Genomic DNA, 22,560 nt, shown 5'->3' on the forward strand with positions numbered 1-22,560 from the left:
CGACGGAGGCGTAGGCGAGCGCGTTCGGGTTCCCATCCGAGGGCGGGAACTCGACACGAGATTAGACGGCGACAACCCGGCCGATGCAGGGGCTGTGCTCAGGAGCCGGTCTACTTTTCGTCGCCGGTCTGCTGCCCGGCACGAAGACGCTCGACGATCTCCCGCACCCGCTGCGCGGCTTCTGATGGATCCTCATGCTCCCAGACACGGACGACCGACCAACCCGCGTCCGCGAGCAGCCGATCCGTCTCCTGGTCGCGCTCACGATTCCGACGGACCTTCTCGGCCCAGAAGGACGCGTTGGTCTTAGCCACGGTGTGATGTCGTGGGCATCCATGCCAGAAGCAACCATCGAGGAAGACCGCGACACGGATGCGAGGGAAAACCAGGTCGGCTGTACGGCGGAGCGCGGAGATCGGCCGGGTGGCCACCCGGTATCTGAGACCCAGGGCATGGACGGCCCGTCTCAAGGCGAGTTCCGGCTTGGTATCCCGGTTCTTGTTGGACTTCATACTCGCCCGGACGGCCTCGCTGGAAGCCCAGGAACCTTCTCTCGTACTCATGGGAGTCAAAAATACGCGCGATCCGCGCCCTCAACAGGACGACCTCATGTGCCCATTCTACTGAGTGGGAGCAAGATGTCGCCGATCGGCCGTATCACGCACCATATCGTCTACGGAAGTCGCTAAGTCAGGGAAGATGCGTTGCAAAGCGCCATCTCCGAACCCCAATGCAGCAGCGAGGATATAGGCGCCGAGCCTTGGCGGAATGGCGTTGCCGATCTGCTGGGCCACGTCGCGTCCCCGCCAGGGGTAGTCGGCTGGAAAGGTCTGCAGAAGGCCGGATTCTTCGAGCGTGAAACGAGGAGGTTCGGCGTCACGACCATCGAAGGTGACCAGTCGATTACGCGAGATCTTCCCGGTCACTGTGAAGGCAGGCTCAAAAGAGGTGCGTTCACCCCGGAGTTTGGGATTTCCGCCGGTGCCGTAATTCGACACGACGATGAACGGTTCCCGCCGCCTCAACACATCCCTCATGCGAACCCAAGGGCGCAGCTCCCGGTCCCCGGCCTCTCTCGGCACGCCCTTCCGATAGCGGCGATGAGTGGGCTCGGGAAGCACTGCCTCGCCATGGCGACGTGCGATCAACACGGCTCGACGACGCGTCTGCGGAACACCGAACTCCTCCGTATGCAGCACGTCGCATGCGACCCTGTACCCCTCTTTCTCGAGGATAGTCTTCATGGCCTGCCACACGGGTAGGACTGCCGGCACCTGTTCCAAAACGATCGCCTCGTAGGGATTACCGTCGTCTATCGCTTTGAGCGCCCATTTCAAAGGCTCCAGGACGAGACCCGTGCGGGGGTCACCGTCATGGTCTACCGCGAGTTTTTCGAGGTCGGCGGTGACGTCTATTCGTCGCGACATGCGTTCGGCGAAATCCAAGACCTCGTCGAGCGCTCTGCGCCCCTTACCGTTGCCGGCGACGGTGTACGTCTGGCAGGGCGGCCCTCCAGCCAAGACGGTGGCATCCTCGAAGTCCGAAGGCTTGAAGTCGCGTACATCGGCATGTCGCGTTTCGAGTTTCGCGGCGTAGCGCGTCTCACAGGCGCTCTCGTCCCACTCGATGCCAACCACCGGCACGTCGAGCCATCGGGCAGCAACGTCCAACCCCCCAGGACCGGCGAAAAGATCAACGATCTTAGGAGCGCGGGGACGCACGTACTCTCCTGTCTGTCTAGGCGGGCGAGGACGCACACGACCTCGCTCTGCATGAAGGCTGCCACGATGCGGGCAAGCCTAGTCGGTGATCATGCTGGTGTCGGGGAGAGGGCGGCGGCAGCCGAAAACCCGATTCTTCAGCGCTGAGCGACAGGTCCGGCGCCTGCCCGTGTCCATCGAGTCAAGCTGCGAGAAGCCTTCTTCTCAGTCAACCCAGGTGCTGGGTTCTGACACGAAGCTGCCCATGCCGCGGACGGTGAAGATCAGGCCTCGTTCTCTGAGGATCACCGTTGCCTTTCGCGCGGTCTCGCGTGCCACGCCGAACTCCTGCACAAGCCGCACTTCGTAGATGGGGTGCTTGGGCGGATACTCTCCGGCCCGTATGCGCTTCTCCAGCTCCGCTGCTATCTGCGCTGACTTGGGGCTTGTGGGATCGAATTGCCACTCTTCCGCCATACCCAGCACTGTAGGGACCCTCTCACGTCCCCCTACAGGAGCATCTGTCCATGGACAAGGGTAGACATCTATAGGGAAGTTTCGTAGCCTGGTTTCGGCTCACCAGTCAGGTTCATTCCAGAGCCCTGTCCTTGGCTGCATAGGGCGTCACCCCATGCCCTGTTGCCTGCCAGAACTTGTCGATCGTCCTCAGAAGCGGAGGTCCAGGCCCATGGGTCACACGGTCACAGACGTACGGTTTACGCCCCTTCTCGCCGCCGAGGTGCGGGAGGTGTTGGAGAGGCACGGGTATCGGCTGCCGCGAGAGAGCGATCAAGTCCAGGGGATCGTCATGGCGAGGGTGGGGGCCGCGCTGCGGAATCTGGTCGAGGTCTTCGAGGGGCGGGTCTTTTGAGCGTTCCCGACTCTCACGGGGCTCATGTCGGGCCGCTGCTTCCCGACCGGGTCGAGCTCTCCTGGTACGAGCCGGTGTCTCGGGCGGCGGTTGTCCGGGTTGTCGCGCACACCTGTGGGTGTCAGGCCATGGCGTACGAGCTGTGCACCGCCGGTGGGCAAGGGTTCGTGCGGCGGGCTGATCAGGAGCAAGGGGCCGTGCATGAGACGGCCTGGACGTTGGTGGCTGTTGCGCGGCGGACCTTCGAGATGATCCTGGGCGGTCAGGCCGTGTGAGCTGGTGGTGGGCGGTGGTGCCGGTCAGCCGGCCCCATCGCCTCCACCGGGCACCAAAGCCCACTGCTCCACCGACCACCTGAGCCCAACTGCTCCACCGACCACCCGAGCCCATCTGCTCCACGACCATCAAAGCCCGCCGCTCCCCCCCGCCACGGCTCCACAGGCCGTTCCGGCATGCCTAATTGGTCGGCTTTCGAACCTGGTCCCGTGCCGCTTCCGTACGCGCTCCTGAGGCCGAGGAGTGGGTGTCATGAAGTGGAAGCTGGGGTCGGTTGTCGCGGCGCTTGTCGCGTTGGTTGCCGGGTCGGCGTTCGCGGTGCACAACTTGTCTGCCGACGAGCCGGTGGCGGCTCTGCCGCTGATCTACAGCTCCTATCCCGAGGGGGTGCACGGTCAGGGCTCCGTTGAGGGGCTGCGGAGGGATCGGGCGCCGAAGGTGATTGCGGCGTCCGCGGGTGGGCGGGTGACGCTTACCGGGTTGCTGGGGAGTCGGCGGCTTGAGGAGACCGTGTCGGTGGCGCGGTTCCGGATCGAGTGCTGGGTTCAGAGCCATGTGTCGTTCACGGCTTATCAGCGAGTGACGCTTCCGGCCTATCTGGATCCGACCGTTCCGCCGGAGACGGTGGCGGTGACCGGGACGATGGATGTTCCTCCCTGTCAGCGGATCACCAACGGGGTTCATGGCCAGTACAGCGGGAAGATCTGCATCGTCGTGGGGGCGCGGGAAGGGGACGATCTCGGGGCCTCCTGCCGAGAGTTCCTGGTGGTCAAGGGGGCTCTGCCGGGGCCTGAGTTGCCGGGGCTCGAGGCGGCGGGGGTTGTGCCCTTGTGGCGGGCCATTACCGAGGCGGAGCTCAAGTCGGTCGAGGAGAGGGGCGCTTACACGGTCATCCAGGGGCTGGAGGGGAAGTACTTCTTTCCGACGCGGGAGCAGGCGGAGAACTTCGCGAAGCTGGCTCAGGAGCGGGGATGGGGGACGTACGTCGTCACGCAGGCCGAGATCGACGCGCGGCATCTGGCCAAGGCGGAGGCGATCGCGGCGGCCGGGGAAGGGCCCGCATACTACTTGCGTAATGGGCTGGTGAAGCTGGTCAGGCTGGTGAGGATCTTCAAATGACGGTGCGGGCGAGGGTGGGGGTGCGGGTGCCGGGGCTCAGGCAGCCGATGCCATTGCCGACGCGGTCGCTCATGGCTCGGATCGGGACGGATGAGAACGGGCGACCGCTCCTGCTGGGGGTCGAGGTGGACGTCGCCGGTGCCGTCTCCCTTGCGCCTGGGGACGGCGAGGTCATGGGTGAGGCGGAGTTCTGGTACGAGGACGCGCAGCGGTATGTCGTGCCGGGTGCCGAATTTCGGCTCTGGTACGGCGGGGAGGTGGGGAGCATCCGGGTGCTGGAGGTGATCCCCGCCGGCTGAGGTCAGGGCGCGAGATCGGTGAGGGGGATGGTGGGGAGGGCTATCCAGCCTTCCGTGGCTGCCGTGGGCGACTCCTCAGGCGAGGGGGTGGTGGTCCTGCCGAGGGCGGCGGCGCGGGCGGCCAGGGCGCAGATGACGGCGTCCAGGGCGTCGTCCGAAACCCGGCATCGCGCTTCGTAGGTGCCCAAATCAAGCCAGGGAGCCGACTCTCGCAGGCGGTCCACGAGAGTGCCCAATGAGGTCAGGTTGCGGGTGCGCTTGTAGCCCTGGTGCGGGAGGCTCCAGAGCTTCAGGCAGGCGGCCGGATAGACCTCCACCACGGCGCCGGTGCCGCGGCGGTCCACGGGGTGGCCCTGACCGGCCAGAGCGGCGAGGAGGGCGGCGCAGCGCATTGTCGTGTGGCCTATGCGATCGGCTGAGGGGCTCAGGGGGCGGAGGCCGGTCCGAGCCTGCACGACGTGGTCGGTGAGGCGGTGGGTGAGGGCGCGGCGCCAGGTCAGGCCGGGTACGCCAGGTGGCACCCTGACGGTCCCCGCGCGGTGGGCGGTGATGAAGTCGATGAACGGGGCAGGCCAGCCCAGGGGGCAGTCGATGCCGGTCTTGTCCGCAGTGAGCATGGCTTCGAGGCAGGTCGCGTCGTCCGCGCCCAGGTCGAGGCGGGTGAGGTGAGCCCGGCCCGGGGACCAGTCCAGCCACGCCACGGCGGTACGCGGGGGTTCGGCGGCCAGGTCCACGCCCGCAGTCAGCACACTCATGAAGGTAACCCCGAGGATGGTGGTCATGATGATCGCGGACATGTGGTTCGACCCGTCCTGCCCGTACACCTGGCTGACTTCGCGGTGGCTCATCGAGGTCGGCAAGGTACGGGAGGTCGAGGTGCGGTGGCATGTGATGAGCCTGTCGGTGCTCAACGAGGGGCAGGAGGACGATCCGGAAGGGGACCCGGCGGGGTACCTGTGGGTACCGGCGCGCATCTGCGCGGCCGTCCGCAGGACGCACGGGCAGGAGGCGCTGGGCAGGTTCTACACAGCCCTGTGGACGACGGGCGGAGGTGACTGGCTCGGTGATCTGCAGACGGCGCTGGAAACGGCGAACCTGCCCGAAGACCTGGCCGATGCGGGGATGGGGCACGACTACGACGACGAGTTGCGGGCCTCGACGGCCGAGGCGCTCCAACACGTCGAGGGCAATCAGGTCGGTACGCCGATCGTGGCCGTGACCGGCCGGGCCGCGTTCTTCGGGCCCGTCATCTCCCAGGTGCCGACGGGTGAGGACGCGGGGCGGCTCTGGGACGGGGTGCTGCTGGTCGCGGGCACCCCCGGTTTCCACGAGCTCAAGGGCGGCCCGCCCAGCCAGCCAAGGCCCTACGAACCTCGCTGACCGGAGCCCTACGAACCTCGCCAGCCGAAGCCCTACGAAACCCGCCCGGCAGAGCCTTACGGAAAGTGATGGGTTCGGTCGATCCTGTGATTTCGGGCCGGTGCCGGGGCTATGTTGTGGTCACCCCAGCCGAAGGAACAGAAGTTTCATGAACGAGCCGCACGTGATCACCACCGAATGGGTCGATGCCCCCAAGTTCATCGGCTACCGCGACTACGTCGCCGGCACCTACAACTCCTACCGCTGCTCCTGCGCCGTCCCGCTGACCGACCGGGAGGCGGCGACGCTGCACGCGGCCGAGTGGGGCCGCTGCGTGACCTGCCTGGGGTCGGGCATGATCTCGATCGCCCCCTTCCACAGCGACGGCTGCCACAACTGCGACGGCTCGGGGCAGGGTCGGCAGGCCGCGGTGGTGGTGCGGGCCCGGGTGACGGAGGACTTCGTCAAGGAGGTGGCGGACCTGCTGCCGGCGGAGTTCGGCCTGGAGGACGTGGTGACGGTGCTGCAGCAGCACATGCCGCCGGAGTGCGGCTCGATGGAGACGGTGTTCTCGGTGGCGGCGGGCCTCATCCGGTATCTGGAGGTGCAGGGGCTGGTCGTGCTGGGCACGGCGCCGGACTTCGTGCCGGGTGAGGGCGTCGAGCAGCGGTACGGCGACCCGATGTGGATCCGCACCCCCTGATGGCTGGAGCCTCTGACAGAAGCGGCCCAACCCAAGCAAACCGGCCCAACCCAAGCAAACCGGCCCGACCCAAGCGGCCCGACCCAAGCGGCCCGAGCGTCAGAAGATCGGCAGCACGTCCACGCCGCGCTCGTCCTCGCCCCTGACCCCGAAGATGCGCCGCTCCGGCTCCGAGATGGGCACGTCGTTGATGCTGGCCTCCCGGCGCCGCATCAGCCCCGACTCGTCGAACTCCCACTGCTCGTTCCCATAGCTACGCCACCACTGCCCGGAAGAATCCCGCGACTCGTACTGGAACCGCACCGCGATCCGGTTCCCGAGCACCCCCCACAGCTCCTTGCGCAGCGCGTAGTCCAGCTCCCTGTCCCACTTGCGGCGCAGGAAGGCGACCACCTCGGCGCGGCCGGTGAGGAACTCGTCGCGGTTACGCCAGACGGTGTCCTCGGTGTAGGCCAGGGCCACCTTCTCCGGGTCGCGGGTGTTCCAGGCGTCCTCGGCGGCCTGCACCTTGGTGCGGGCGCTCTCCTCGGTGAACGGCGGGAAGGGCGGGCGTGACATGGGAGCCTCCTCAGATCGCTGAGATCAGCTTAGGCACGCCCGCCAGGGAAACCGGCTCACATCAGCTTGTCCAGGGTGATCGGCAAGTCGCGGACGCGCGTGCCGGTGGCATGCCGTACGGCGTTGCCGACGGCCGCGGCGACCCCGGTGATGCCCACCTCGCCGACCCCGACGATGCCGAGCGGCATGGTGGGGTCGGGGTCGCCGAGGTGGTGCACCTCCAGGCGCGGGACGTCGGCGTGCACCGGCACGTGGTACTCCGACAGGCTGGGGTTGACGATCCGCCCGTTGCGCGGGTCGATCAGGGTCTGCTCGGTCAGCGCGAGGCCGAGGCCCATGACGATGCCGCCGCGCATCTGGCTCTCGGCGGTCCTGGTGTTGACCACGGTGCCGATGTCGAAGACGCTGAGCCAGCGCGCGACGCGTACCTCCATGGTGTCGGGGTCGACGCGCACCTCGCAGAAGTGCGCGCCGGTGGCGGCCTTCACCCAGCGGCGGCGCTCGCGCAGCATGCCCACGACGAAGCCGAGCATGCCCTGCTTGATGGCGCCCTCGACGTGGTCGCGGCCGGCGGCGGCGAGGATGTCGGCGTACGTCTGCCCGCCCCCTGCGTGGTGCAGCCCGCCGTCGCGGGCCTGGAGGTCGGCGAGCCGGTGGCCGCGCAGCGGCGAGCCGGGCGCGCGGCGGGCGAGGGCGAGCACCGTCTGCTTGATCTTGGCGCACGCGGCCACCACGCCGGCGCCCACGCTCGCGGTCTGGGTCGAGCCGCCCGCCATGGGGGCGGGCGGGAGGTCGGAGTCGCCGTACTCGACGCGTACCGACTCCAGCGGCACCCCCAGCTCGTCGGCCGCGATCTGGGCCTGCGCGGTCGCCGCGCCCATGCCCATCTCCTGCAGTCCGCAGCGCACGACCACGGTGCCGTCGGCGGCCAGCCGCACGGTGACGCTCGCGGGGAGCATGACGGCCGGGTGGTAGGCGGTGGCGACGCCCATGCCGACCAGCAGCCGGCCGTCGCGCATGCCCTCCGTGCGCCGGTGCCAGCCGAACAGCTCGGCCCCCTTCGTGTACAGCTCACGCAGCCGCCGGTGCGAGAACTCCTGCCCGCCCACCGGGTCGCGCTCCGGCTCGTTGGCCAGGCGCAGCTCGATGGGGTCCATGCCGAGCCGCCAGGCCAGCTCGTCCATCGCCGACTCGATCGCGAACGTGCCGATGGCCTCGCCTGGCGCCCGCATGAACGTGGTGGCCAGCAGGTCGAGCTGGACCGAGGATTCGCGCAGCAGGATGTTGGGGGCCGCGTACAGGTGGCGGGAGGCCGCGGTGATCGGCTCGGCGTTGCCGCCGATCCTGCTGGTGTGCGACACGCTGGTGTGGATGAGGGCGGTCAGCCGTCCGTGGGCGTCGGCGCCCAGCGCGACCCGCTGCGTGCTGGGGGTGCGCCCGCCGACGGTCCGGTAGACGGCCTCGCGGGTGAGCGCGAGGCGTACGGGACGGCCGGTCGCGCGGGCGGCCAGGACGGCGAGCAGCGTGCCCGCCCAGACAGAGCCCTTGCCGCCGAACCCGCCGCCCACGTACGGCGACAGCACCCGCACGTTCCCCTCCGGCACCCCGAACCGCTTGGCCAGGTGCCTGCGCAGGAAGGCGATGCTCTGGGTGCTCTCGTGCACGGTCAGCTCGTCGCCGTTCCAGACGGCGGTGGTGGCGTGCGGCTCGATCGCGTTGTGGTTCAGGGCGGGCGTGCTGAACGTCAGGTCCACCGAGACCGGCGCGGCGGCCAGCGCCGCCTCCGCGTCGCCCTTCTCGGCGCCGTGCCGCATGATCGGGTTGCCTTTGACGGGTACGGCGTTCGGCGCCTCGGCGGCGAAGTCCACCGCCGCGGGCAGCTCCTCGTACGCCGGCCGCACCAGCCGGGCCGCGTGCCTGGCGGTCTCCTGCGTCTCGGCCACCACGACGGCCACCGGCTGGCCGTTCCAGTGCACCTGGTCGGTGGCGAGGTAGTTGACCGAGGTGCCGGAGACCATCGAGCTGAGGTCGAGCGGGCCGCCCTTGGCGGGCTTCATGGCGGGCGCGTTCTCGTGGGTGAGCACCTCGATCACGCCGGGCACCGCGCGGGCGGCGGCGGTGTCGATGGCGGTGATGCGGCCGCGCGCGATCGTGGAGTGCACGAGCGCGGCGTGCGCCAGCCCGGGGTAGGAGTGCTCGGCGGCGAAGCGGGCCTCGCCGTGGGTCTTGGCGGCGCCGTCGATGCGGTCCACGGCCCGGCCGACGTAGGGGGTGCGGGTCTCGGGAGGGGCGAACGTCGTCATCGGGCGGTCCCTTCGGTGCTCAGCTCGCGCAGCGTGGCCACGATCGTGGCGCGGGCCAGGCCGGACTTGAACGCGTTGGCCGGCCGTACGGTGGCCGCCGCCAGCTCGGCGTCGGCGGCGCGGCCGAAGGCGTCCTCGTCGGCGGGGCCTCCGGTCAGGAGGCGTTCGGCCTCCCTGGCCCGCCAGGGCTTGGTGGCGACGCCGCCGAGCGCCAGCCGGGCCTCGGCGATCACGCCGTCGCGGATGTCGAGCGCCGCCGCGACGGAGACCAGTGCGAAGGCGTACGAGGCGCGGTCGCGGACCTTGCGGTAGCGGGAGGGGGCGGCTAACGCGGGGATCTCGACCGCGGTGATCAGCTCGCCGTGAGCCAGGTCGGTCTCGACGTCGGGGGTGTCGCCGGGCAGGCGGTGGAAGTCTGTCAGGGGGACGCGGCGGGTGCCGTCGAGGCCGCGTACCTCGATGACGGCGTCCAGCGCGGCGAGCGCCACGGCCATGTCGGACGGGTGCGTGGCGATGCAGTGGTCGCTCACGCCGAGGATCGCCGAGCCGCGGTTGAACCCGTCGAGCGCGTCGCAGCCGGCGCCGCGCTCGCGCTTGTTGCAGGCGGCGTCGGTGTCGTAGAAGTACGGGCAGCGGGTGCGCTGGAGCAGATTGCCGCCGACGGTGGCCATGTTGCGCAGCTGCGCCGAGGCCCCGGCGAGCAGCGCCTGCGAGAGCACCGGGTAGCGGGCGCGGACCCGCCGGTCGGCGGCCAGCACGCTGTTGCGGACGAGCGCGCCGACACGCAGGCCGCCGTCGGGGAGCTCCTCGATGGTGTCGAGCGGCAGGCCCGTGACGTCCACGACGGTGTCGGGCCGCTCGATGCCCTCGCGCATGAGGTCGACGAGGTTGGTGCCGCCGCCGATGAAACGGGTTCTCGGCTCGGTCGAGGCGGCCAGCACGGCGGCCTCGACGTCGGCGGGCTTGACGTACGCGAACGGCCTCATCGTCCGGCCTCCCCCGCGACGTCCATGATCGCGTCCACGATGCCGTTGTAGGCGCCGCAGCGGCACAGGTTGCCGCTCATCCGTTCCCTGACCTCGGGCTCCGACAGCCGCTGTCCGGCCGCCTCGCCCGTGACCGCGCTGGGCTGCCCGGCCGCGTGCTCGGCCAGCATGCCGATCGCCGAGCAGATCTGGCCCGGCGTGCAGTAGCCGCACTGGAGGCCGTCGTGGCGGACGAACGCCTCCTGGAGCGGGTGGTCCACGCCCTCGATGGTGGTGATCTCGTGACCGTCGTACTGGACGGCCAGGGCCAGGCAGGAATTGATCCGCATGTTGCCGTCCAGCACCGTGCACGCGCCACAGGCCCCCTGGTCGCAGCCCTTCTTGGGGCCGGTCAGGCCGATCCGGTCGCGCAGCGCGTCGAGCAGGCTCACCCACGGCTCGACGTCGAGGGCCACGACGTCGCCGTTCACCTTCATCCGTATCTCGGTCACTCGAGAGTCCTCCCATGGCGGATATGGGGGTGACGTTAACAGAACGTCGTTCACCTAACAAGAGACCGGCGTTCTGTTATCTATGCGCGTTATGCTGCTGACGACATGACAAGGGCGGCGTTTCGCCGGGCCAGGAGGCCCGAGCACAAGCAGCAGCGGCGCGAGGCGATCCTCGCCGCCGCTCGCGAGCTCGCCCGCACCTCGGGGGTGCGCAACGTCAGCCTCGGCGCGGTCGCCGACGCCGTCGGGCTGGCGAAGTCCAACATCGTGCGCTATTTCGGCACCCGCGAGGAGATCTATCTGGAGCTGCTCGCCGAGGAGTGGCGCTCGTGGGCCGACGCCGTGGCCGCGGCCCTTCACGACGAGCCTGCCGGCCAGGCGGAGGGCGTGCGGCGGGTGGTGGGCGTGCTGACCGGCACGCTGGTCGAGCGGCCGCTGTTCTGCGACCTGATGAGCCACTCGTCCAACAGCCTGGAGCACAACGTCTCCGTCTCGGCGGCCCGCATGTACAAGCGGACGGCGATCGGGGTCACCGCCGAGCTGGGCGCGCAGGTGGCCCCCGTCGCCGGGCTGACCGCGCGCGAGGGCGGCGAACTGGTGGGGGCCGCCTGCGGGCTGGCCGGGATGCTCTACCCGGCCGCCAACCCGCCGCCCGCTCTCGTCCAGGTCTACGCCGAGGACCCCGAGCTGGCCGCCGCCTGCCCCCAGATGGAGCCCATGCTCACCCGCGCACTGACGGCGATCGCGCTGGGCCTGCCGGCGCTGCGCGACGAGCCGCCCGAGGTGAAAGTTTCACCTCGATCCAGGCATTCCTGACCGCCCCGCCCGCTCTTCCTGTACATCGGCGTGATTTGCGCGGACCATGTGTGCCCGCCGACCTAACCGGTTAACAGAGAAGGGCACCCCTCCATGAGCACACGACTCGGGGCCGCCGTGGCGGCGCTCCTGTCGCTCCTCCTCACGATGCTGATCCTCCCCGCCTCGCCGGCGCACGCCGCCGCCGGGCTCCGGGTCAGCGGCACCAGGATCGTCGAGGCCAACGGGAACGCGTTCGTCATGCGCGGCGTCAGCCACGCCCACACCTGGTACACGGGCCAGACGGGCGCCTTCGCGCACATCAAGGCGCTGCGCGCCAACACCGTACGGGTGGTGCTGAGCGGCGGCCGGTGGCCGGCCAACGGCGCCTCCGACGTCGCCACCATCGTTTCGCTGTGCCGGCAGAACCGGTTAATATGCGTGCTCGAAAACCACGACACCACCGGCTATGGCGAGCAGGGCGGCGCGTACACGCTGGACCAGGCCGTCGACTACTGGAACAGCGTCAAGAGCGCGCTCACCGGCACCGAGGACTTCATCATCGTCAACATCGGCAACGAGCCGATCGGCAACAACAACCCCTCGTCCTGGACCTCCGCCACCATCGACGCCATCACCCGGATGCGCGGTCTCGGCTTCCAGCACCTGCTGATGGTGGACGCGCCCAACTGGGGCCAGGACTGGCAGTTCGTCATGCGCGACAACGCGCAGCGGGTGGCCGACGCCGACCCGCAGGACAACACGGTCTTCTCCGTCCACATGTACGGCGTCTACGACACCGCCGCCGAGATCACCGCGTACCTGGACGCCTTCAGGACCGCCGGACTGCCGCTGGTCATCGGCGAGTTCGGGCACAACCACAGCGACGGCGACCCCGACGAGGACACGATCATGGCGCAGGCCCAGTCGCGGGGCATCGGCTACATCGGGTGGTCGTGGAGCGGCAACGGCGGCGGGGTCGAATACCTCGACATGGTGAACGACTTCGACCCGGCCAGCCTGACCTCCTGGGGGGAGCGCATCTTCAACGGCGCCAACGGCATCGGCCAGACCTCGCGCGAGGCGACGTACTTCGGCGGTGGCGGCACCGACACCACCGCCCCCACGACGCCCGGCACCCCATCCGCCACTGCCATCTCCTCCAGCGGCGCGACCCTCACCTGGGCCGCCTCGACCGACTCGGGCGGCTCCGGGCTGGCCGGCTATGACGTCTACCGGGAGCAGGGCGGCAACGACACGCTGCTCGGGCAGAGCGTCACCACCTCCGTCACGCTCACCGGGCTGAGCCCCTCGACGCAGTACCAGGTGTACGTCCGCGCCCGCGACGGCGCGGGCAACCAGTCGGGCAACTCGCCGGCCGCCACCTTCACCACCACCTCGGGCGGCGGCGACGGCGGCGGCTGCACCGCCGCCGGCACCGTCCAGACCCAGTGGAGCGGCGGGTACGTGGTGCAGCCGGTCACCGTCACCAACGGCGGCACCTCCGGCATCACCGGCTGGACCGTCACCTTCACCCTGCCCGCCGGCCACTCCCTGGCCGGCTCGTGGAACGCCTCGGTCTCGGTGAGCGGCCAGACGGTCACGGCCAGGAACGCCGCCTACAACGGCACCCTGAGCGCGGGCGGCTCGACCAGCTTCGGCTTCCAGGTGACCCGCCCCACCGGCAACACCGCCACCGTCTCCAGCTACACCTGCACCGCCTCCTGACAGGTGGAAAGAGGACCCGCCCTGCCCAGGGCCCAGGGAAGGGCGGGCCCCGACCGGATCAGGAAACCGAGGGGGTTCTTCGGCCGGGCGAGGTGGCGAGCAGCGGGAGGGTGACGTCCACGCGGGTGCCGATGCCTGGCTCGCTCGTCACGACGCAGACGCCGCCCAGTTCCGCGGCGCGTTCGCGCATCGAGCCGAGGCCGACGCCGGTGCGGGGCGTTTCTGGGAGGCCCTGGCCGTCGTCGGTGATCAGGACGCGCAGGCGGTCTTCCTCGCGTTGGACGCTGATGCACGCCGTGGACGCCTCGGCGTGGCGGCGGATGTTCGTCAGGGACTCCTGGACGATGCGGTAGACCGCCACCTCGACGGCGGCGGGCAGGTCGTCCAGGCCGCCTTCGACCTCCACCCTGACCTCGGGGGACGAACCGGCGGCGCCGTCCACCGCCTCGGGCTGGGGGCCGCCGGCGAGGCCGTGGAGGGCGCCGGCCAGGCCGAGGTCGTCGAGGGCGGGCGGGCGCAGGCCGTACACCAGCTCCTTGACGTCCTGGGTGACGGCGCCCATGCCGGTGGACAGCTCCCGCAGCAGCTCCCCCGCCGCCTCGGGAGAGGATTTGAGCGTGAGGCGGGCCATGTTCACGGTCATCGCCATGGCCGACAGGCTCTGGCCGAGCCCGTCGTGCAGGTCGCGGCGCAGCCGGCGGCGCTCCTCCTCACGGGCGGTCAGGATGCGCTCGCGGGAGCGCTGCAGGTCGGCGGCCATGCGTACGGCGTGGGCGACGTCGGCGGCGTACGGCGTGAGCGTGCCCAGCACCCGGTCGTTGTGCGCGGCCGGGAAGCGGCGCGGCCCCGGCGGTCCGACGAGCAGCCGCCCGACCCGGGTGCCGTGCCAGACCAGCGGCACCTCGCGCGGCGACGGCCCGACCCGGCCGCTCTCGACGTAATGAGGCTCACCGTCGGTCACCTCGACGGCGACGCCCTCGACCGCGAGCCCGTCGCGCAGCACGCTCACCACCGAGGTCAGCGCCTCGGCCGGGTCGCCGCGCCGGACGGCCTGGGTGAGCCGGGCGGCCAGCACGGCGGGGTCGCCGACGGAGCCGTACAGGAGCCGGTCCACGGCCCGCTGGAGCGCCCGCCGCAGCGGGTGGAAGAAGACGCCGGCGAACAGCGCGGCGGCCACCCCGGCGACCTGGTGGTAGCCGGAGACGAGCAGCCCGGACAGCGCGCCCGCGCCGAAGTAGACGGCGCTGACCACGGCGACCACCCCGGCCGCCACGAACGCCCGGCTGATCACGGTGTCGATTCCGTAGAGCCGGTACCGCATGACGGAGAACGCCACCGCGAACGGGATCGCCGCCGCCCACGCGACCGCCGGCCAGATCAGCGCGGGCCAGATCGCGGACCCGATGAGGAAGACGATGTACCCGGCGAAGGCGAACATGGGCCAGCCGATCTGCCGCCGCACCTCGGGCCCTGCGCGCCGCATGCGCACCGCCATCGACAGCCACGCCAGCGCCATCGCGGTGTAGATGCCGACCCAGCTCGCGACGTCCACCACGTCCAGGTACGGCGCCAGCGCGGGCACCTGCGTCGGGTTGGGGATGACCTCGGGGTACGGGTAGCCCTCGCGCGGCGGCGTCACCCTGATCAGGACCCGCACGGTGGCGGTCCCGAGCGCGGCACCGCCCAGCCACAGGACCGGCCGCCAGCGCTTGGACGGCAGGCGGCCGTCGGGCGAGTAGAGCGGCAGCAGCATGGTCAGCGTCAGGCCGCAGATCGCCCAGCCGAGCTGGGCGGGGACCCGTAACCAGCCGGCCATCAACAGCTCGCCGTCGGCGGCGACCCGGAACATCAGCATCCTCGCCAGGTCGCTGACCCCGGCGGCCGTCCCGCCGATGACCATGAGCCAGGCCATGTTGAGCTGGGGCCGGTGGTGGAGCAGGAACGCGCCGACGGCGGGGAAGGTGAAGATGACGGCGGTCTGCGGGCTCGCCATCTCGGGCGGCGTCCACTCGGGTGGCAGCCCGAGATGGACGAGGATGGCGAGCAGGCCGAGCAGCGGCGACGCCACCGCCAGGACGGCCGCGAACACCACCCCGCCGGTGAGCCGCCGCCCCTCCACGATCTCACCGTCGGGACGTTCGGCCATTGTGCTCCGCCCGCCTCCCCGGGCCGCCGGTGTCCGGCCGGCCCGCACGCCTCGCGCCGGCCGACGGGGCTCCCGGCGGCCGCTGTCCTGGCCCCGGCCGAACGCGCGGGGCCAGGACAATATAGGCGTTAGCGGACGGTCACGGTGGCCTTCGCGGGGAGCGGCGGCCATCGACGGCAAGGCGACGCCCGGCGTCCACACCCTGCCCTGCCGGCTCGTCATCCGCGGGCTCCACCGCGCCGCCCGGCATCTCCTGAGGGTGGTGTGCGTCCGCGACCTGCGGAGTGGTTTCCTATACGCATGCCTGATCTCGTGGTGGACGGCGGCGACAAGCTGTGCGTGCAGTTGCTCATCGAGTTGCGCGGCCACGTGCGCGAGGCCGGGCCCGGCGCGGTGATCCACCTGATCGCCACCGATCCCGCCGCGCCCGTCGACCTGCCGGCGTGGTGTCACATGACCGGGCACGCCTACCTCGGGCCCGTCGAGGGGGCCGAGCGGCCGACGTACGCCTTGCGCGTGGCCGGCGACGCCAAGGAGACGCAGGAAGCGAAGCCCTGGCACGCGGCTTAAGCGGTTAATATCGGTCCCGTGAAACGTCCCACGATCGCCGACATCGCCAGCCGCGCGGGGGTCTCCAAAGTAGCGGTCTCCTACGCGCTCAACGGCCAGCCAGGGGTGTCGGAGGCGACGCGGGCACGGATCGTCGCCATCGCCGAGGAGATCGGCTGGCGGCCCAACAGCGCCGCCCGCGCGCTCAACGGCGCCAGGGCCAACTGCGTCGGGCTCGCGCTCTGCCGGCCCGCCCGCATCCTCGGCGTCGAGCCGTTCTTCATGGAGCTGATCAGCGGCATCGAGGGCGTGCTCGCCGACCGCTCCTACGGCCTGCTGCTCCAGGTGGTCACCAGCCACCAGCAGGAGAGCGAGGTCTACCGCACCTGGTGGGGCGAGAGCCGCATCGACGGCGTGTTCCTCGTGGACCTGCACTACGCCGACACGAGGGTGGCCGAGCTCGAGCGGCTCGGCATGCCGGTCGTCGTCATCGGGCACCCGTCGGAGTCGGGCTCGCTGTCGGCCATCTGGTCCGACGACGGCGAGGCCGTGCGCGAGACCGTCGGCTACCTCGTGGCGCTCGGCCACCGCCGCATCGCCCGGGTCGCCGGGCTGCCCGCGCTGGTGCACACCGCGGTCCGCGACCAGGCGTTCGTGCAGGCGTGCGAGGGCGTGGCCGAGCACGTCATCGTGCACACCGACTACACCGGCGAGGAGGGCGCGCGGGCCACCAGGCGGCTGCTCAGCTCCCCCGACCGGCCCACCGCCATCGTCTACGACAACGACATCATGGCCGTCGCCGGGCTCTCGGTCGCGCAGGAGATGCGGGTGGAGGTGCCGCGCGACCTGTCCATCGTGGCGTGGGACGACTCGCCGCTGGCCCAGGTCGTACGCCCGCCGCTGACCGCTCTCACCCGCGACATCCCGGCCTACGGCGCGCACGCGGCGCAGCGCCTGCTGGCCCTCATCGCGGGCGAGAGCGTGCCCCCGTACGAAGACCGCGCCGCCAGCCTCACCCCGCGTGGCAGCACCGGCCCCGTCGCCTGAGACGTCCCTGCGCGGCACGTGCCGCGAGCGGCGGGCGAGACGGCTGGCAGACCGCCTCCCCCTGGCCCGCGGCACGTGCCGTCCCCTCCTCCGCGGCGAGTCTCAGGAGAGCCGCCCCCGCGTCCCCCGCGCGGAGACGGCTCCGAACCGACTGAGTAAGGAAGAGGTGTTGTGAGTACCTCTGTACCCGAACGTGATCTGAAAGGGAGCGAATCGTAACCTTCCGCGCACGGTCAAGGGCGAGCGTAAGGCGGGGCCGACCGGGTAGGCGGGCGAGTATGACTGAGGCTTTCGACACCGACATGCTGTGGGAAGAGTTCCACCGGACCGTCAACATGAACTCCGAGGAGCTGCGCGCCTACCTGCTCGCCGATGCCTCCGGCGAGGAGAGCTTCTCCGCCGACCCCGATCTCGGCATCGACGAGCTGGGCCGGGGCGTGCTGCACGTCCTGAGCAAGCGGAAGGGCGACCTCACCGGGGCCGACCTCGACGTCATGCGCCGGGTCGTGGAGATCGTCGAGACCATGGGCGACCGTACGGACGACGACTCACGGCGGGAGCTGATGTCCGTGGGCCACGACCCCTTGAGAGGATGACTCCGTGATCGAGCCGCGTCCCTGGATCGAGGGGTATGTCCGAGCCTGGAACTCCAATGACCCCGATGACATCGCCGCGCTGTTCACCGAGAGCGCGGTCTACTACCCCGAGCCTTTCAGCAGGCCCTGGCAGGGGCGCGACGAGATCATCTCGCAGTGGCTGGGCCGGCAGGACAAGCCTGGCGAGGCAGACTTTCAATGGCATCCGGTTTGTGTGACGGACGATGTGAGCATCATCCAGGGAGTTACGACATATCCGGACAAAACGTACAGCAATCTATGGGTGATCCGATTCGGACCCGACGGGCGGTGCCGGGAATTCACCGAATGGTGGATGCAGCACGACCTCAAGTGATGCAATGGGCCGAACCGTCTTCACCCGAGGAGATCCGTTGAGAGACAACCTCGACCTCGCCGCGAGCGCCCAGGAAATGGCCGACGCCGCCCCGACGGGATCGATCGACCGCGCCGCCGCCACGTCCGTGGCCATCACCCTGGCCACCACCCGCGACATCGACGACGCGAGAAAGACCCTGGACGGCGTGACGCCGGCCGAGGTGCGCGAAGCGGCCCTCGCTCTCTTCGACCGCCTCGCCACCGCCTGACCAGCCCCACCCCTCCCGTTCAGGGGTGATCGCCGCCGGCCTTCGCGGGGTCGCCGAGGCGGGCGGCGAAGGCGCGGCGGGCGCGGGCGGCCGCCTCGGGGTCGCGGTGCAGCTGGATCGCGTGGTTCAGGGCCATGGCCAGGCCCGTCAGCTCGAACGCCAGCCCGGCCTGATCCGTGCTCTCAGGCAGCTCGCCGGCGGCCACGGCCCGGCCGATCTCCTTGAGCAGCCGCGCCCGCCAGGCGTCGAAGAGCGACTCCACCGCGTCCCGCACGGCCCCCGGCCGGCCGTCGAACTCGTGCGCCGCCGCCACGAAGAAGCACCCGCCGGGGAAGACCTGGCGTTCGAGGTAGGACACCCACGCCGCGCAGAGCGCCCGCAGCCGGGGCAGCCCGGGAGCGACGGCGACGACGGGCTCCCAGACCTCGGCGCGGAAGACCTCCCCCGCCCGGCCCAGGGCCGCGAGCTGCAACGCCTCCTTGGAGCCGAAGTGCCCGAGCACGCCTGACTTGCTCATGCCCAGCTCGGCCGCCAGCCGCCCGATGGTCAGCCCTTCCAGGCCCTCCTTGGACGCGACGGCCACCGACCGATCCAGGATCGCCGCCCGCGTCCCCATGGCCTCGGCGACCGACTTGCGTGGACTCACCTGTACCTCCCTCACCTAGATTAGCGTCCGAACGTTCGGTTGCTATAGTCCCCGGCATGACTGGATCACGACTCGTCGCCACCGGCCACCACCAGCCCACGAAGATACTGACGAACGATGACCTGGCCGCCATGGTCGACACCAGCGACGAGTGGATCACCAAGCGGGTCGGCATCCGCACCCGCCACGTCGCCGCCGAGGATGAGACGGTGACCGACCTCGCCGCCGGCGCCGCCGCCCGGGCGCTGGCCGCGAGCGGCATGGACGCGTCCGAGATCGACCTCGTGCTCGTCGCCACCTGCACCCAGACCGAGCGGGCGCCGAACGTGGCCGCGCGGGTGGCGGCGCGGCTCGGCGTACGAGGCGGGGCGCTCATCGACGTCGGCGCCTCCTGCTCCGGCTTCACGCACGCCCTCGCCCAGGCCGACCACGCCATCAGGGCCGGCGCCGCCACCCGCGCCCTGGTCGTCGGGGCCGACATGATGACGTCCGTGACCGACTGGACCGACCGCACCACCTGCGTCCTGACCGGCGACGGGGCCGGCGCGGCCGTCGTCGCCGCGGCCGAGACGCCGGAGATCGGGCCCGTCGTCTGGGGGTCGGCGCCCGAGCTGGGCACCGCCGTCCGCATCGAAGGCGTTCCCTCCCGCTTCTCCCAGGACGGGCAGACCGTCTACCGGTGGGCCACCACGCGGCTGCCCGAGATCGCCAGGCAGGCGTGCGAGCGGGGCGGCGTGCGTCCCGACGAGCTGGCCGCCGTCGTCCTGCACCAGGCGAACCTGCGCATCATCGAGCCCGTCGCCGCCCGCATCGGCGCCGTCAACGCCATCGTGGCCAGGGACGTCGTGGAGTCGGGCAACACCTCGGCCGCCAGCGTGCCGCTCGCCCTGTCGAAGCTGCTGGAGGAGGGGAGGGTGGCTGCTGGGGCGCCGATGCTGCTGTTCGGGTTCGGGGGCAACCTGTCGTACGCGGGGATGGTCGTCCGCTGCCCCTGAGCCTTTGCTGCAGGCCCCTTGCCGCGCACGCCGGTGGGCGGCTGCGGCGAGCGCTCGACGATGCGCAGGTCGGCGCCCCTGCGGGCGAGCTCGATGGCGAGGGTCAGTCCGGTCGGCCCTGAGCCGACGATGAGTACGCTGGTCATACCGGTGACGATGCCGGTGCCCGCTGCCGGATCTCTGTCATCGGCTGCCGAGCCCGGGCCGGGCATGGCAGCGCCGAGGGATACGCGGCGTCCTTCCGGTTTGGCGATGGATGCGCGATGGTTAGGGCAACTTGCACCGCGAAGTAAGAAGTAAGGAGACCTGTGGCCAGTCCCGGCACGATCGACACTCGAGGCAGTGACTTCGCCCGACTAGCCCATCGCATCACCGACGCCGGCCTGCTGAACCGGCGCCCTGTTTACTACGCCGTGCGGATGACCATCGCCGCCGTCGTGTACGCCGGTTGCTGGGCGTTGTTCGCCTGGCTCGGCGACTCCTGGCTCCAGCTGCTGTTGGCCGCCGTACTGGCGGTGGTCTTCGGGCAGCTCGGCTTCCTCGCTCATGACCTCGGCCACCGCCAGGTCTTCAGGACGCGGCGGCCGAGCGACGTCGCCGGCCTGATCATCGGCAATCTCGGCGTCGGCCTGGGCTGGGGGTGGTGGACCAGCAAGCACAACCGCCACCACGCCAACCCCAACCACGAGGACCACGACCCCGACGTCTCCCCCGCAGTGATCGTCTGGTCGGAGGATCAGGTGGCGCGCAGCTCCGGCTTGCCAAGATTTATCGCGAAATACCAGGCTTATTGGTTCTTTCCGCTGCTCACGCTCGAAGCCTGGCACCTGCACATCGCCAGCTTCAAAGCCCTGCTGAACCCGGCCGCCAAGCGCCGCAAGCTGGAGATGACCCTGCTGGTCGTGCACGCCGTGATCTACCTCGGCGCGGTCTTCGCCGTGCTCTCGCCCGGCAAGGCGGTGCTGTTCCTGATCGTGCACCAGGGCCTGTTCGGGGTCTACCTCGGCAGTACGTTCGCACCCAACCACAAGGGCATGCCCGTCCTCACCAAGGACGACAAGCTGGACTTCCTCCGCAAGCAGGTGCTCACCTCGCGGAACGTGCGCGGCGGCTGGTTCACCGACATCGCGCTCGGCCAGCTCAACTACCAGATCGAGCACCACCTGTTCCCCAACATGCCCGCGCCCAACCTGCGCAAGGCACAGCCCATCGTCGAGCGCTACTGCGCCGAGATCGGCGTCAGCTACCTGCAGACCGGCCTGTTCGAGTCGTACGGGCAGGCGCTGTCCCACCTGCACGAAGTGGGCGCCGCCCTACGCCGCCCCCCGGCCGCGGCCGTCGGCTGACCTCCCAGGAGGGCGGCCGGTCAGCGGGTGCCCTCCTCATCGCCTCCTGACTCCAGCTTCTGCAGCAGCCCGTCGCGACGCCGTTCGAGGTCGGCGATCAGCTCGACCTGCTCGTCCGCCTGGCTGATCATCGCCCCGATCTCGACCTGATCGGTCGCGCCGATGTCCCTGATCTGGTCGCGGATCTCCTGGTTCTCGGCGCGCAGCCGGGCCAGATCCGCTTCGATCCGCTGGAGTTCGTCCTTGGTGCTCATGCACGGGCTCTACCCAGCAGTACCCGCCCGATTACCGGGAAGTGGGGGCAACGTCCAGAATGGGAGCCATGTCGAGGCTCTCCACCGGCACGATCGTGTCGCTCGCGATCTGCGCCGCCGTGCTGGCGGGCCTCGTCGCCACCTACGTCGCCCGCCGCCCCATCGAGCTCAACGCGCTCGACGTCGTCCTGCCGCTGGCCGCCTGCGGCGCGCTGCTGGCGCGGCGGCGGCACCCGGTCGCGGCGGTGATCGTGGCGGCGGCCTCGACCGTCGCCTACTACCCGTACGCGAAGCTCGACGGGCCGCTCCTCGTGGTGATCTTCGTCGCCCTCTACACCGCCGCCGACCGGGGGCACCTGGCCGCCGCCGTGGCGACGGGCGCGGCCGCGCTGCTGGCCATGGGCTACGGCGAGAGCGGCGGCGTCCGGCACGTGGACGACAGCATGTTCATCATGATCGCCGGTTGGGTGGTGGCCGCCATCGCGTTCGGCGGCGTCACCCGCAACCGCCGCGCGTACCTCGAAGCGGCCAGGCAGCTCGCGCTCGACGCGCTGCGCACGAAAGAGGAAGAGGCCAGGCGGCGGGCCGGCGAGGAGCGGCTGCGCATCGCGCGCGAGCTGCACGACGTGATCGGCCACAACATCTCCCTGATCAACGTGCAGGCCGCGGCGGCGCTGCACGGGCTGAAGAAGCGGCCAGAGGACGCCGAGGCGGCGCTGCGCACGATCAAGGACACCAGCAAGGAGACGCTGCGCGAGCTGCGCACCACGCTGGGCGTGCTGCGCCAGGTGGACGAGGACGCGCCGACCGGGCCCGCCGCCGGGCTCGCGTTGCTGGACGAGCTGGTCAAGGCGTCAGGGCTGCGGGTCCGTACGGAGACGTCGGGCCCGCTGGACGCGCTGCCCACCGAGGTCGACCTGGCCTCCGCCCGCATCATCAGGGAGGCGCTGACGAACGTCTCCCGCCACGCGGGCACCGACCAGGCGACCCTCACCGTCACCAACGAGTCCGGAAATATCATCATCTGCGTGGAAGATGAGGGTCCGGGCACCCAGTACGACGGCGGCACCGGCTACGGCATCCAGGGCATGCGCGAACGCGCCACCGCCCTCGGCGGCACGCTGGAGGCGGGCCCCCGCCCAGAGGGCGGCTTCCGCGTCACCGCCCGCCTCCCCCTCACCCCATGAC

At 70.5% G+C, this 22,560-nt stretch carries 26 protein-coding genes and 1 pseudogene; 15 read left to right on the plus strand and 12 right to left on the minus strand.

All coding sequences use genetic code 11. From position 1 onward, the window contains the following. Positions 1–110 precede the first annotated feature (110 nt). The 3 genes from AB0K28_RS31850 to AB0K28_RS31860 form a co-directional block, all read right to left on the minus strand. Positions 111–563 carry a very short patch repair endonuclease gene (locus AB0K28_RS31850; RefSeq protein ID WP_364377341.1) on the minus strand — a complete coding sequence of 151 codons (453 nt, stop codon included), beginning with the start codon at positions 561–563 and terminating at the stop codon, positions 111–113. 57 nt (positions 564–620) lie between these two features. Continuing rightward, positions 621–1,721 carry a DNA cytosine methyltransferase gene (locus tag AB0K28_RS31855; RefSeq protein ID WP_364377343.1) on the minus strand — a complete coding sequence of 367 codons (1,101 nt, stop codon included), beginning with the start codon at positions 1,719–1,721 and terminating at the stop codon, positions 621–623. A 204-nt stretch (positions 1,722–1,925) separates the two neighbouring features. After that, complete coding sequence (locus tag AB0K28_RS31860) at positions 1,926–2,177, minus strand: GntR family transcriptional regulator (protein ID WP_364377345.1); 252 nt, start codon at positions 2,175–2,177, stop codon at positions 1,926–1,928. 522 nt (positions 2,178–2,699) lie between these two features. Between AB0K28_RS31860 and AB0K28_RS31865 the strand changes: the two genes are divergently transcribed. From AB0K28_RS31865 to AB0K28_RS31875, 3 genes are all read left to right on the plus strand, one after another. Continuing rightward, positions 2,700–2,846, plus strand: coding sequence for a hypothetical protein (locus tag AB0K28_RS31865; RefSeq protein WP_345390970.1), 147 nt, complete (start codon positions 2,700–2,702; stop codon positions 2,844–2,846). A 253-nt stretch (positions 2,847–3,099) separates the two neighbouring features. Beyond that, entirely contained in the window at positions 3,100–3,966 is an 867-nt protein-coding gene (locus AB0K28_RS31870) for a hypothetical protein (protein ID WP_364377347.1), read from the plus strand. Beyond that, positions 3,963–4,265, plus strand: coding sequence for a hypothetical protein (locus AB0K28_RS31875; RefSeq protein ID WP_364377349.1), 303 nt, complete (start codon positions 3,963–3,965; stop codon positions 4,263–4,265). Before AB0K28_RS31870 ends, AB0K28_RS31875 begins: the two co-directional genes overlap by 4 nt. A gap of 2 nt (positions 4,266–4,267) precedes the next feature. Here the strand turns inward: AB0K28_RS31875 and AB0K28_RS31880 are convergent, their stop codons facing one another. Further along, complete coding sequence (locus AB0K28_RS31880) at positions 4,268–5,020, minus strand: DUF429 domain-containing protein (RefSeq protein WP_364377351.1); 753 nt, start codon at positions 5,018–5,020, stop codon at positions 4,268–4,270. A 25-nt stretch (positions 5,021–5,045) separates the two neighbouring features. Here AB0K28_RS31880 and AB0K28_RS31885 point away from each other — a divergent pair, with 25 nt between their 5' ends. Both AB0K28_RS31885 and AB0K28_RS31890 read left to right on the plus strand, forming a co-directional pair. Further along, positions 5,046–5,645 carry a DsbA family protein gene (locus AB0K28_RS31885; protein ID WP_364377353.1) on the plus strand — a complete coding sequence of 200 codons (600 nt, stop codon included), beginning with the start codon at positions 5,046–5,048 and terminating at the stop codon, positions 5,643–5,645. 148 nt (positions 5,646–5,793) lie between these two features. Continuing rightward, positions 5,794–6,327: a hypothetical protein gene (locus tag AB0K28_RS31890; protein WP_364377355.1), complete on the plus strand. Its 534-nt coding sequence runs from the start codon at positions 5,794–5,796 to the stop codon at positions 6,325–6,327. Between the two features lie 99 nt (positions 6,328–6,426). On the opposite strand, the gene AB0K28_RS31895 is transcribed toward AB0K28_RS31890, so the two are convergent. Genes AB0K28_RS31895 through AB0K28_RS31910 form a run of 4 tightly spaced genes read right to left on the minus strand, consistent with a single transcriptional unit; the run spans position 6,427 to position 10,650 of the window. Then, positions 6,427–6,885, minus strand: a complete 459-nt coding sequence (locus AB0K28_RS31895) for a nuclear transport factor 2 family protein (RefSeq protein WP_364377357.1) — start codon at positions 6,883–6,885, stop codon at positions 6,427–6,429. A gap of 56 nt (positions 6,886–6,941) precedes the next feature. Next, positions 6,942–9,188, minus strand: coding sequence for a xanthine dehydrogenase family protein molybdopterin-binding subunit (locus AB0K28_RS31900; RefSeq protein ID WP_364377359.1), 2,247 nt, complete (start codon positions 9,186–9,188; stop codon positions 6,942–6,944). Next, complete coding sequence (locus tag AB0K28_RS31905) at positions 9,185–10,174, minus strand: xanthine dehydrogenase family protein subunit M (protein ID WP_364377361.1); 990 nt, start codon at positions 10,172–10,174, stop codon at positions 9,185–9,187. Before AB0K28_RS31905 ends, AB0K28_RS31900 begins: the two co-directional genes overlap by 4 nt. Beyond that, positions 10,171–10,650, minus strand: a complete 480-nt coding sequence (locus AB0K28_RS31910; protein WP_364377532.1) for a 2Fe-2S iron-sulfur cluster-binding protein — start codon at positions 10,648–10,650, stop codon at positions 10,171–10,173. Before AB0K28_RS31910 ends, AB0K28_RS31905 begins: the two co-directional genes overlap by 4 nt. A 120-nt stretch (positions 10,651–10,770) precedes the next feature. On the opposite strand from AB0K28_RS31910, the gene AB0K28_RS31915 reads away from it, so the two are divergent. Both AB0K28_RS31915 and AB0K28_RS31920 read left to right on the plus strand, forming a co-directional pair. After that, the gene (locus AB0K28_RS31915) at positions 10,771–11,481 is read left to right on the plus strand and encodes a TetR family transcriptional regulator (RefSeq protein WP_364377363.1); all 711 of its coding nucleotides are present in this window, start codon (positions 10,771–10,773) and stop codon (positions 11,479–11,481) included. Positions 11,482–11,574: 93 nt separating this feature from the next. Continuing rightward, positions 11,575–13,188: a cellulase family glycosylhydrolase gene (locus tag AB0K28_RS31920; RefSeq protein WP_364377365.1), complete on the plus strand. Its 1,614-nt coding sequence runs from the start codon at positions 11,575–11,577 to the stop codon at positions 13,186–13,188. Between the two features lie 58 nt (positions 13,189–13,246). On the opposite strand, the gene AB0K28_RS31925 is transcribed toward AB0K28_RS31920, so the two are convergent. Then, entirely contained in the window at positions 13,247–15,334 is a 2,088-nt protein-coding gene (locus AB0K28_RS31925) for a sensor histidine kinase (protein ID WP_364377367.1), read from the minus strand. 300 nt (positions 15,335–15,634) lie between these two features. On the opposite strand from AB0K28_RS31925, the gene AB0K28_RS31930 reads away from it, so the two are divergent. From AB0K28_RS31930 to AB0K28_RS31950, 5 genes are all read left to right on the plus strand, one after another. Continuing rightward, positions 15,635–15,904, plus strand: coding sequence for a sulfurtransferase TusA family protein (locus AB0K28_RS31930; protein WP_345390997.1), 270 nt, complete (start codon positions 15,635–15,637; stop codon positions 15,902–15,904). An 18-nt stretch (positions 15,905–15,922) separates the two neighbouring features. Continuing rightward, positions 15,923–16,930 carry a LacI family DNA-binding transcriptional regulator gene (locus tag AB0K28_RS31935; RefSeq protein WP_364377369.1) on the plus strand — a complete coding sequence of 336 codons (1,008 nt, stop codon included), beginning with the start codon at positions 15,923–15,925 and terminating at the stop codon, positions 16,928–16,930. Between the two features lie 278 nt (positions 16,931–17,208). Next, positions 17,209–17,526, plus strand: coding sequence for a DUF3140 domain-containing protein (locus tag AB0K28_RS31940; RefSeq protein ID WP_345391003.1), 318 nt, complete (start codon positions 17,209–17,211; stop codon positions 17,524–17,526). Positions 17,527–17,530: 4 nt separating this feature from the next. Continuing rightward, entirely contained in the window at positions 17,531–17,881 is a 351-nt protein-coding gene (locus AB0K28_RS31945) for a nuclear transport factor 2 family protein (protein ID WP_355415024.1), read from the plus strand. A 37-nt stretch (positions 17,882–17,918) separates the two neighbouring features. After that, positions 17,919–18,131: a hypothetical protein gene (locus AB0K28_RS31950; RefSeq protein WP_345391009.1), complete on the plus strand. Its 213-nt coding sequence runs from the start codon at positions 17,919–17,921 to the stop codon at positions 18,129–18,131. A gap of 19 nt (positions 18,132–18,150) precedes the next feature. On the opposite strand, the gene AB0K28_RS31955 is transcribed toward AB0K28_RS31950, so the two are convergent. Beyond that, on the minus strand, positions 18,151–18,777 hold the full coding sequence (locus AB0K28_RS31955) for a TetR/AcrR family transcriptional regulator (protein WP_364377372.1): 627 nt from the start codon (positions 18,775–18,777) through the stop codon (positions 18,151–18,153). 56 nt (positions 18,778–18,833) lie between these two features. Here AB0K28_RS31955 and AB0K28_RS31960 point away from each other — a divergent pair, with 56 nt between their 5' ends. Then, positions 18,834–19,772, plus strand: coding sequence for a beta-ketoacyl-ACP synthase III (locus AB0K28_RS31960; RefSeq protein ID WP_364377374.1), 939 nt, complete (start codon positions 18,834–18,836; stop codon positions 19,770–19,772). Positions 19,773–19,798: 26 nt separating this feature from the next. Here AB0K28_RS31960 and AB0K28_RS31965 read toward each other — a convergent pair. Continuing rightward, positions 19,799–19,984, minus strand: a pseudogene (locus AB0K28_RS31965) (FAD-dependent oxidoreductase); the annotation flags it as partial. A 207-nt stretch (positions 19,985–20,191) separates the two neighbouring features. Between AB0K28_RS31965 and AB0K28_RS31970 the strand changes: the two are divergent. Further along, a complete protein-coding gene (locus AB0K28_RS31970) occupies positions 20,192–21,118 on the plus strand; it encodes an acyl-CoA desaturase (RefSeq protein WP_364377375.1) in 927 nt (308 codons plus the stop codon). Between the two features lie 20 nt (positions 21,119–21,138). On the opposite strand, the gene AB0K28_RS31975 is transcribed toward AB0K28_RS31970, so the two are convergent. After that, entirely contained in the window at positions 21,139–21,372 is a 234-nt protein-coding gene (locus AB0K28_RS31975; RefSeq protein WP_345391019.1) for a hypothetical protein, read from the minus strand. Positions 21,373–21,440: 68 nt separating this feature from the next. Here AB0K28_RS31975 and AB0K28_RS31980 point away from each other — a divergent pair, with 68 nt between their 5' ends. Then, positions 21,441–22,559 carry a sensor histidine kinase gene (locus AB0K28_RS31980; protein ID WP_364377377.1) on the plus strand — a complete coding sequence of 373 codons (1,119 nt, stop codon included), beginning with the start codon at positions 21,441–21,443 and terminating at the stop codon, positions 22,557–22,559. Position 22,560 lies beyond the last annotated feature (1 nt).

It is taken from the genome of Nonomuraea sp. NPDC049504, from assembly GCF_040676845.1.
Lineage (GTDB): Bacteria > Actinomycetota > Actinomycetes > Streptosporangiales > Streptosporangiaceae > Nonomuraea > Nonomuraea salmonea.

Bases quoted from the DNA above. Each gene is read 5' to 3' on its own strand.
- AB0K28_RS31900 (WP_364377359.1), bottom strand. From the start codon at position 9,188: ATGACGACGTTCGCCCCTCCCGAGACCCGCACCCCCTACGTCGGCCGG.
- AB0K28_RS31940 (WP_345391003.1), top strand. From the start codon at position 17,209: ATGACTGAGGCTTTCGACACCGACATGCTGTGGGAAGAGTTCCACCGG.
- AB0K28_RS31960 (WP_364377374.1), top strand. From the start codon at position 18,834: ATGACTGGATCACGACTCGTCGCCACCGGCCACCACCAGCCCACGAAG.
- AB0K28_RS31880 (WP_364377351.1), bottom strand. From the start codon at position 5,020: ATGAGTGTGCTGACTGCGGGCGTGGACCTGGCCGCCGAACCCCCGCGT.
- AB0K28_RS31870 (WP_364377347.1), top strand. From the start codon at position 3,100: ATGAAGTGGAAGCTGGGGTCGGTTGTCGCGGCGCTTGTCGCGTTGGTT.
- AB0K28_RS31905 (WP_364377361.1), bottom strand. From the start codon at position 10,174: ATGAGGCCGTTCGCGTACGTCAAGCCCGCCGACGTCGAGGCCGCCGTG.
- AB0K28_RS31895 (WP_364377357.1), bottom strand. From the start codon at position 6,885: ATGTCACGCCCGCCCTTCCCGCCGTTCACCGAGGAGAGCGCCCGCACC.
- AB0K28_RS31925 (WP_364377367.1), bottom strand. From the start codon at position 15,334: ATGGCCGAACGTCCCGACGGTGAGATCGTGGAGGGGCGGCGGCTCACC.
- AB0K28_RS31885 (WP_364377353.1), top strand. From the start codon at position 5,046: ATGATGATCGCGGACATGTGGTTCGACCCGTCCTGCCCGTACACCTGG.
- AB0K28_RS31890 (WP_364377355.1), top strand. From the start codon at position 5,794: ATGAACGAGCCGCACGTGATCACCACCGAATGGGTCGATGCCCCCAAG.
- AB0K28_RS31915 (WP_364377363.1), top strand. From the start codon at position 10,771: ATGACAAGGGCGGCGTTTCGCCGGGCCAGGAGGCCCGAGCACAAGCAG.
- AB0K28_RS31975 (WP_345391019.1), bottom strand. From the start codon at position 21,372: ATGAGCACCAAGGACGAACTCCAGCGGATCGAAGCGGATCTGGCCCGG.
- AB0K28_RS31910 (WP_364377532.1), bottom strand. From the start codon at position 10,650: ATGAAGGTGAACGGCGACGTCGTGGCCCTCGACGTCGAGCCGTGGGTG.
- AB0K28_RS31980 (WP_364377377.1), top strand. From the start codon at position 21,441: ATGTCGAGGCTCTCCACCGGCACGATCGTGTCGCTCGCGATCTGCGCC.
- AB0K28_RS31860 (WP_364377345.1), bottom strand. From the start codon at position 2,177: ATGGCGGAAGAGTGGCAATTCGATCCCACAAGCCCCAAGTCAGCGCAG.
- AB0K28_RS31865 (WP_345390970.1), top strand. From the start codon at position 2,700: ATGGCGTACGAGCTGTGCACCGCCGGTGGGCAAGGGTTCGTGCGGCGG.
- AB0K28_RS31970 (WP_364377375.1), top strand. From the start codon at position 20,192: ATGACCATCGCCGCCGTCGTGTACGCCGGTTGCTGGGCGTTGTTCGCC.
- AB0K28_RS31930 (WP_345390997.1), top strand. From the start codon at position 15,635: ATGCCTGATCTCGTGGTGGACGGCGGCGACAAGCTGTGCGTGCAGTTG.
- AB0K28_RS31920 (WP_364377365.1), top strand. From the start codon at position 11,575: ATGAGCACACGACTCGGGGCCGCCGTGGCGGCGCTCCTGTCGCTCCTC.
- AB0K28_RS31875 (WP_364377349.1), top strand. From the start codon at position 3,963: ATGACGGTGCGGGCGAGGGTGGGGGTGCGGGTGCCGGGGCTCAGGCAG.
- AB0K28_RS31850 (WP_364377341.1), bottom strand. From the start codon at position 563: ATGAGTACGAGAGAAGGTTCCTGGGCTTCCAGCGAGGCCGTCCGGGCG.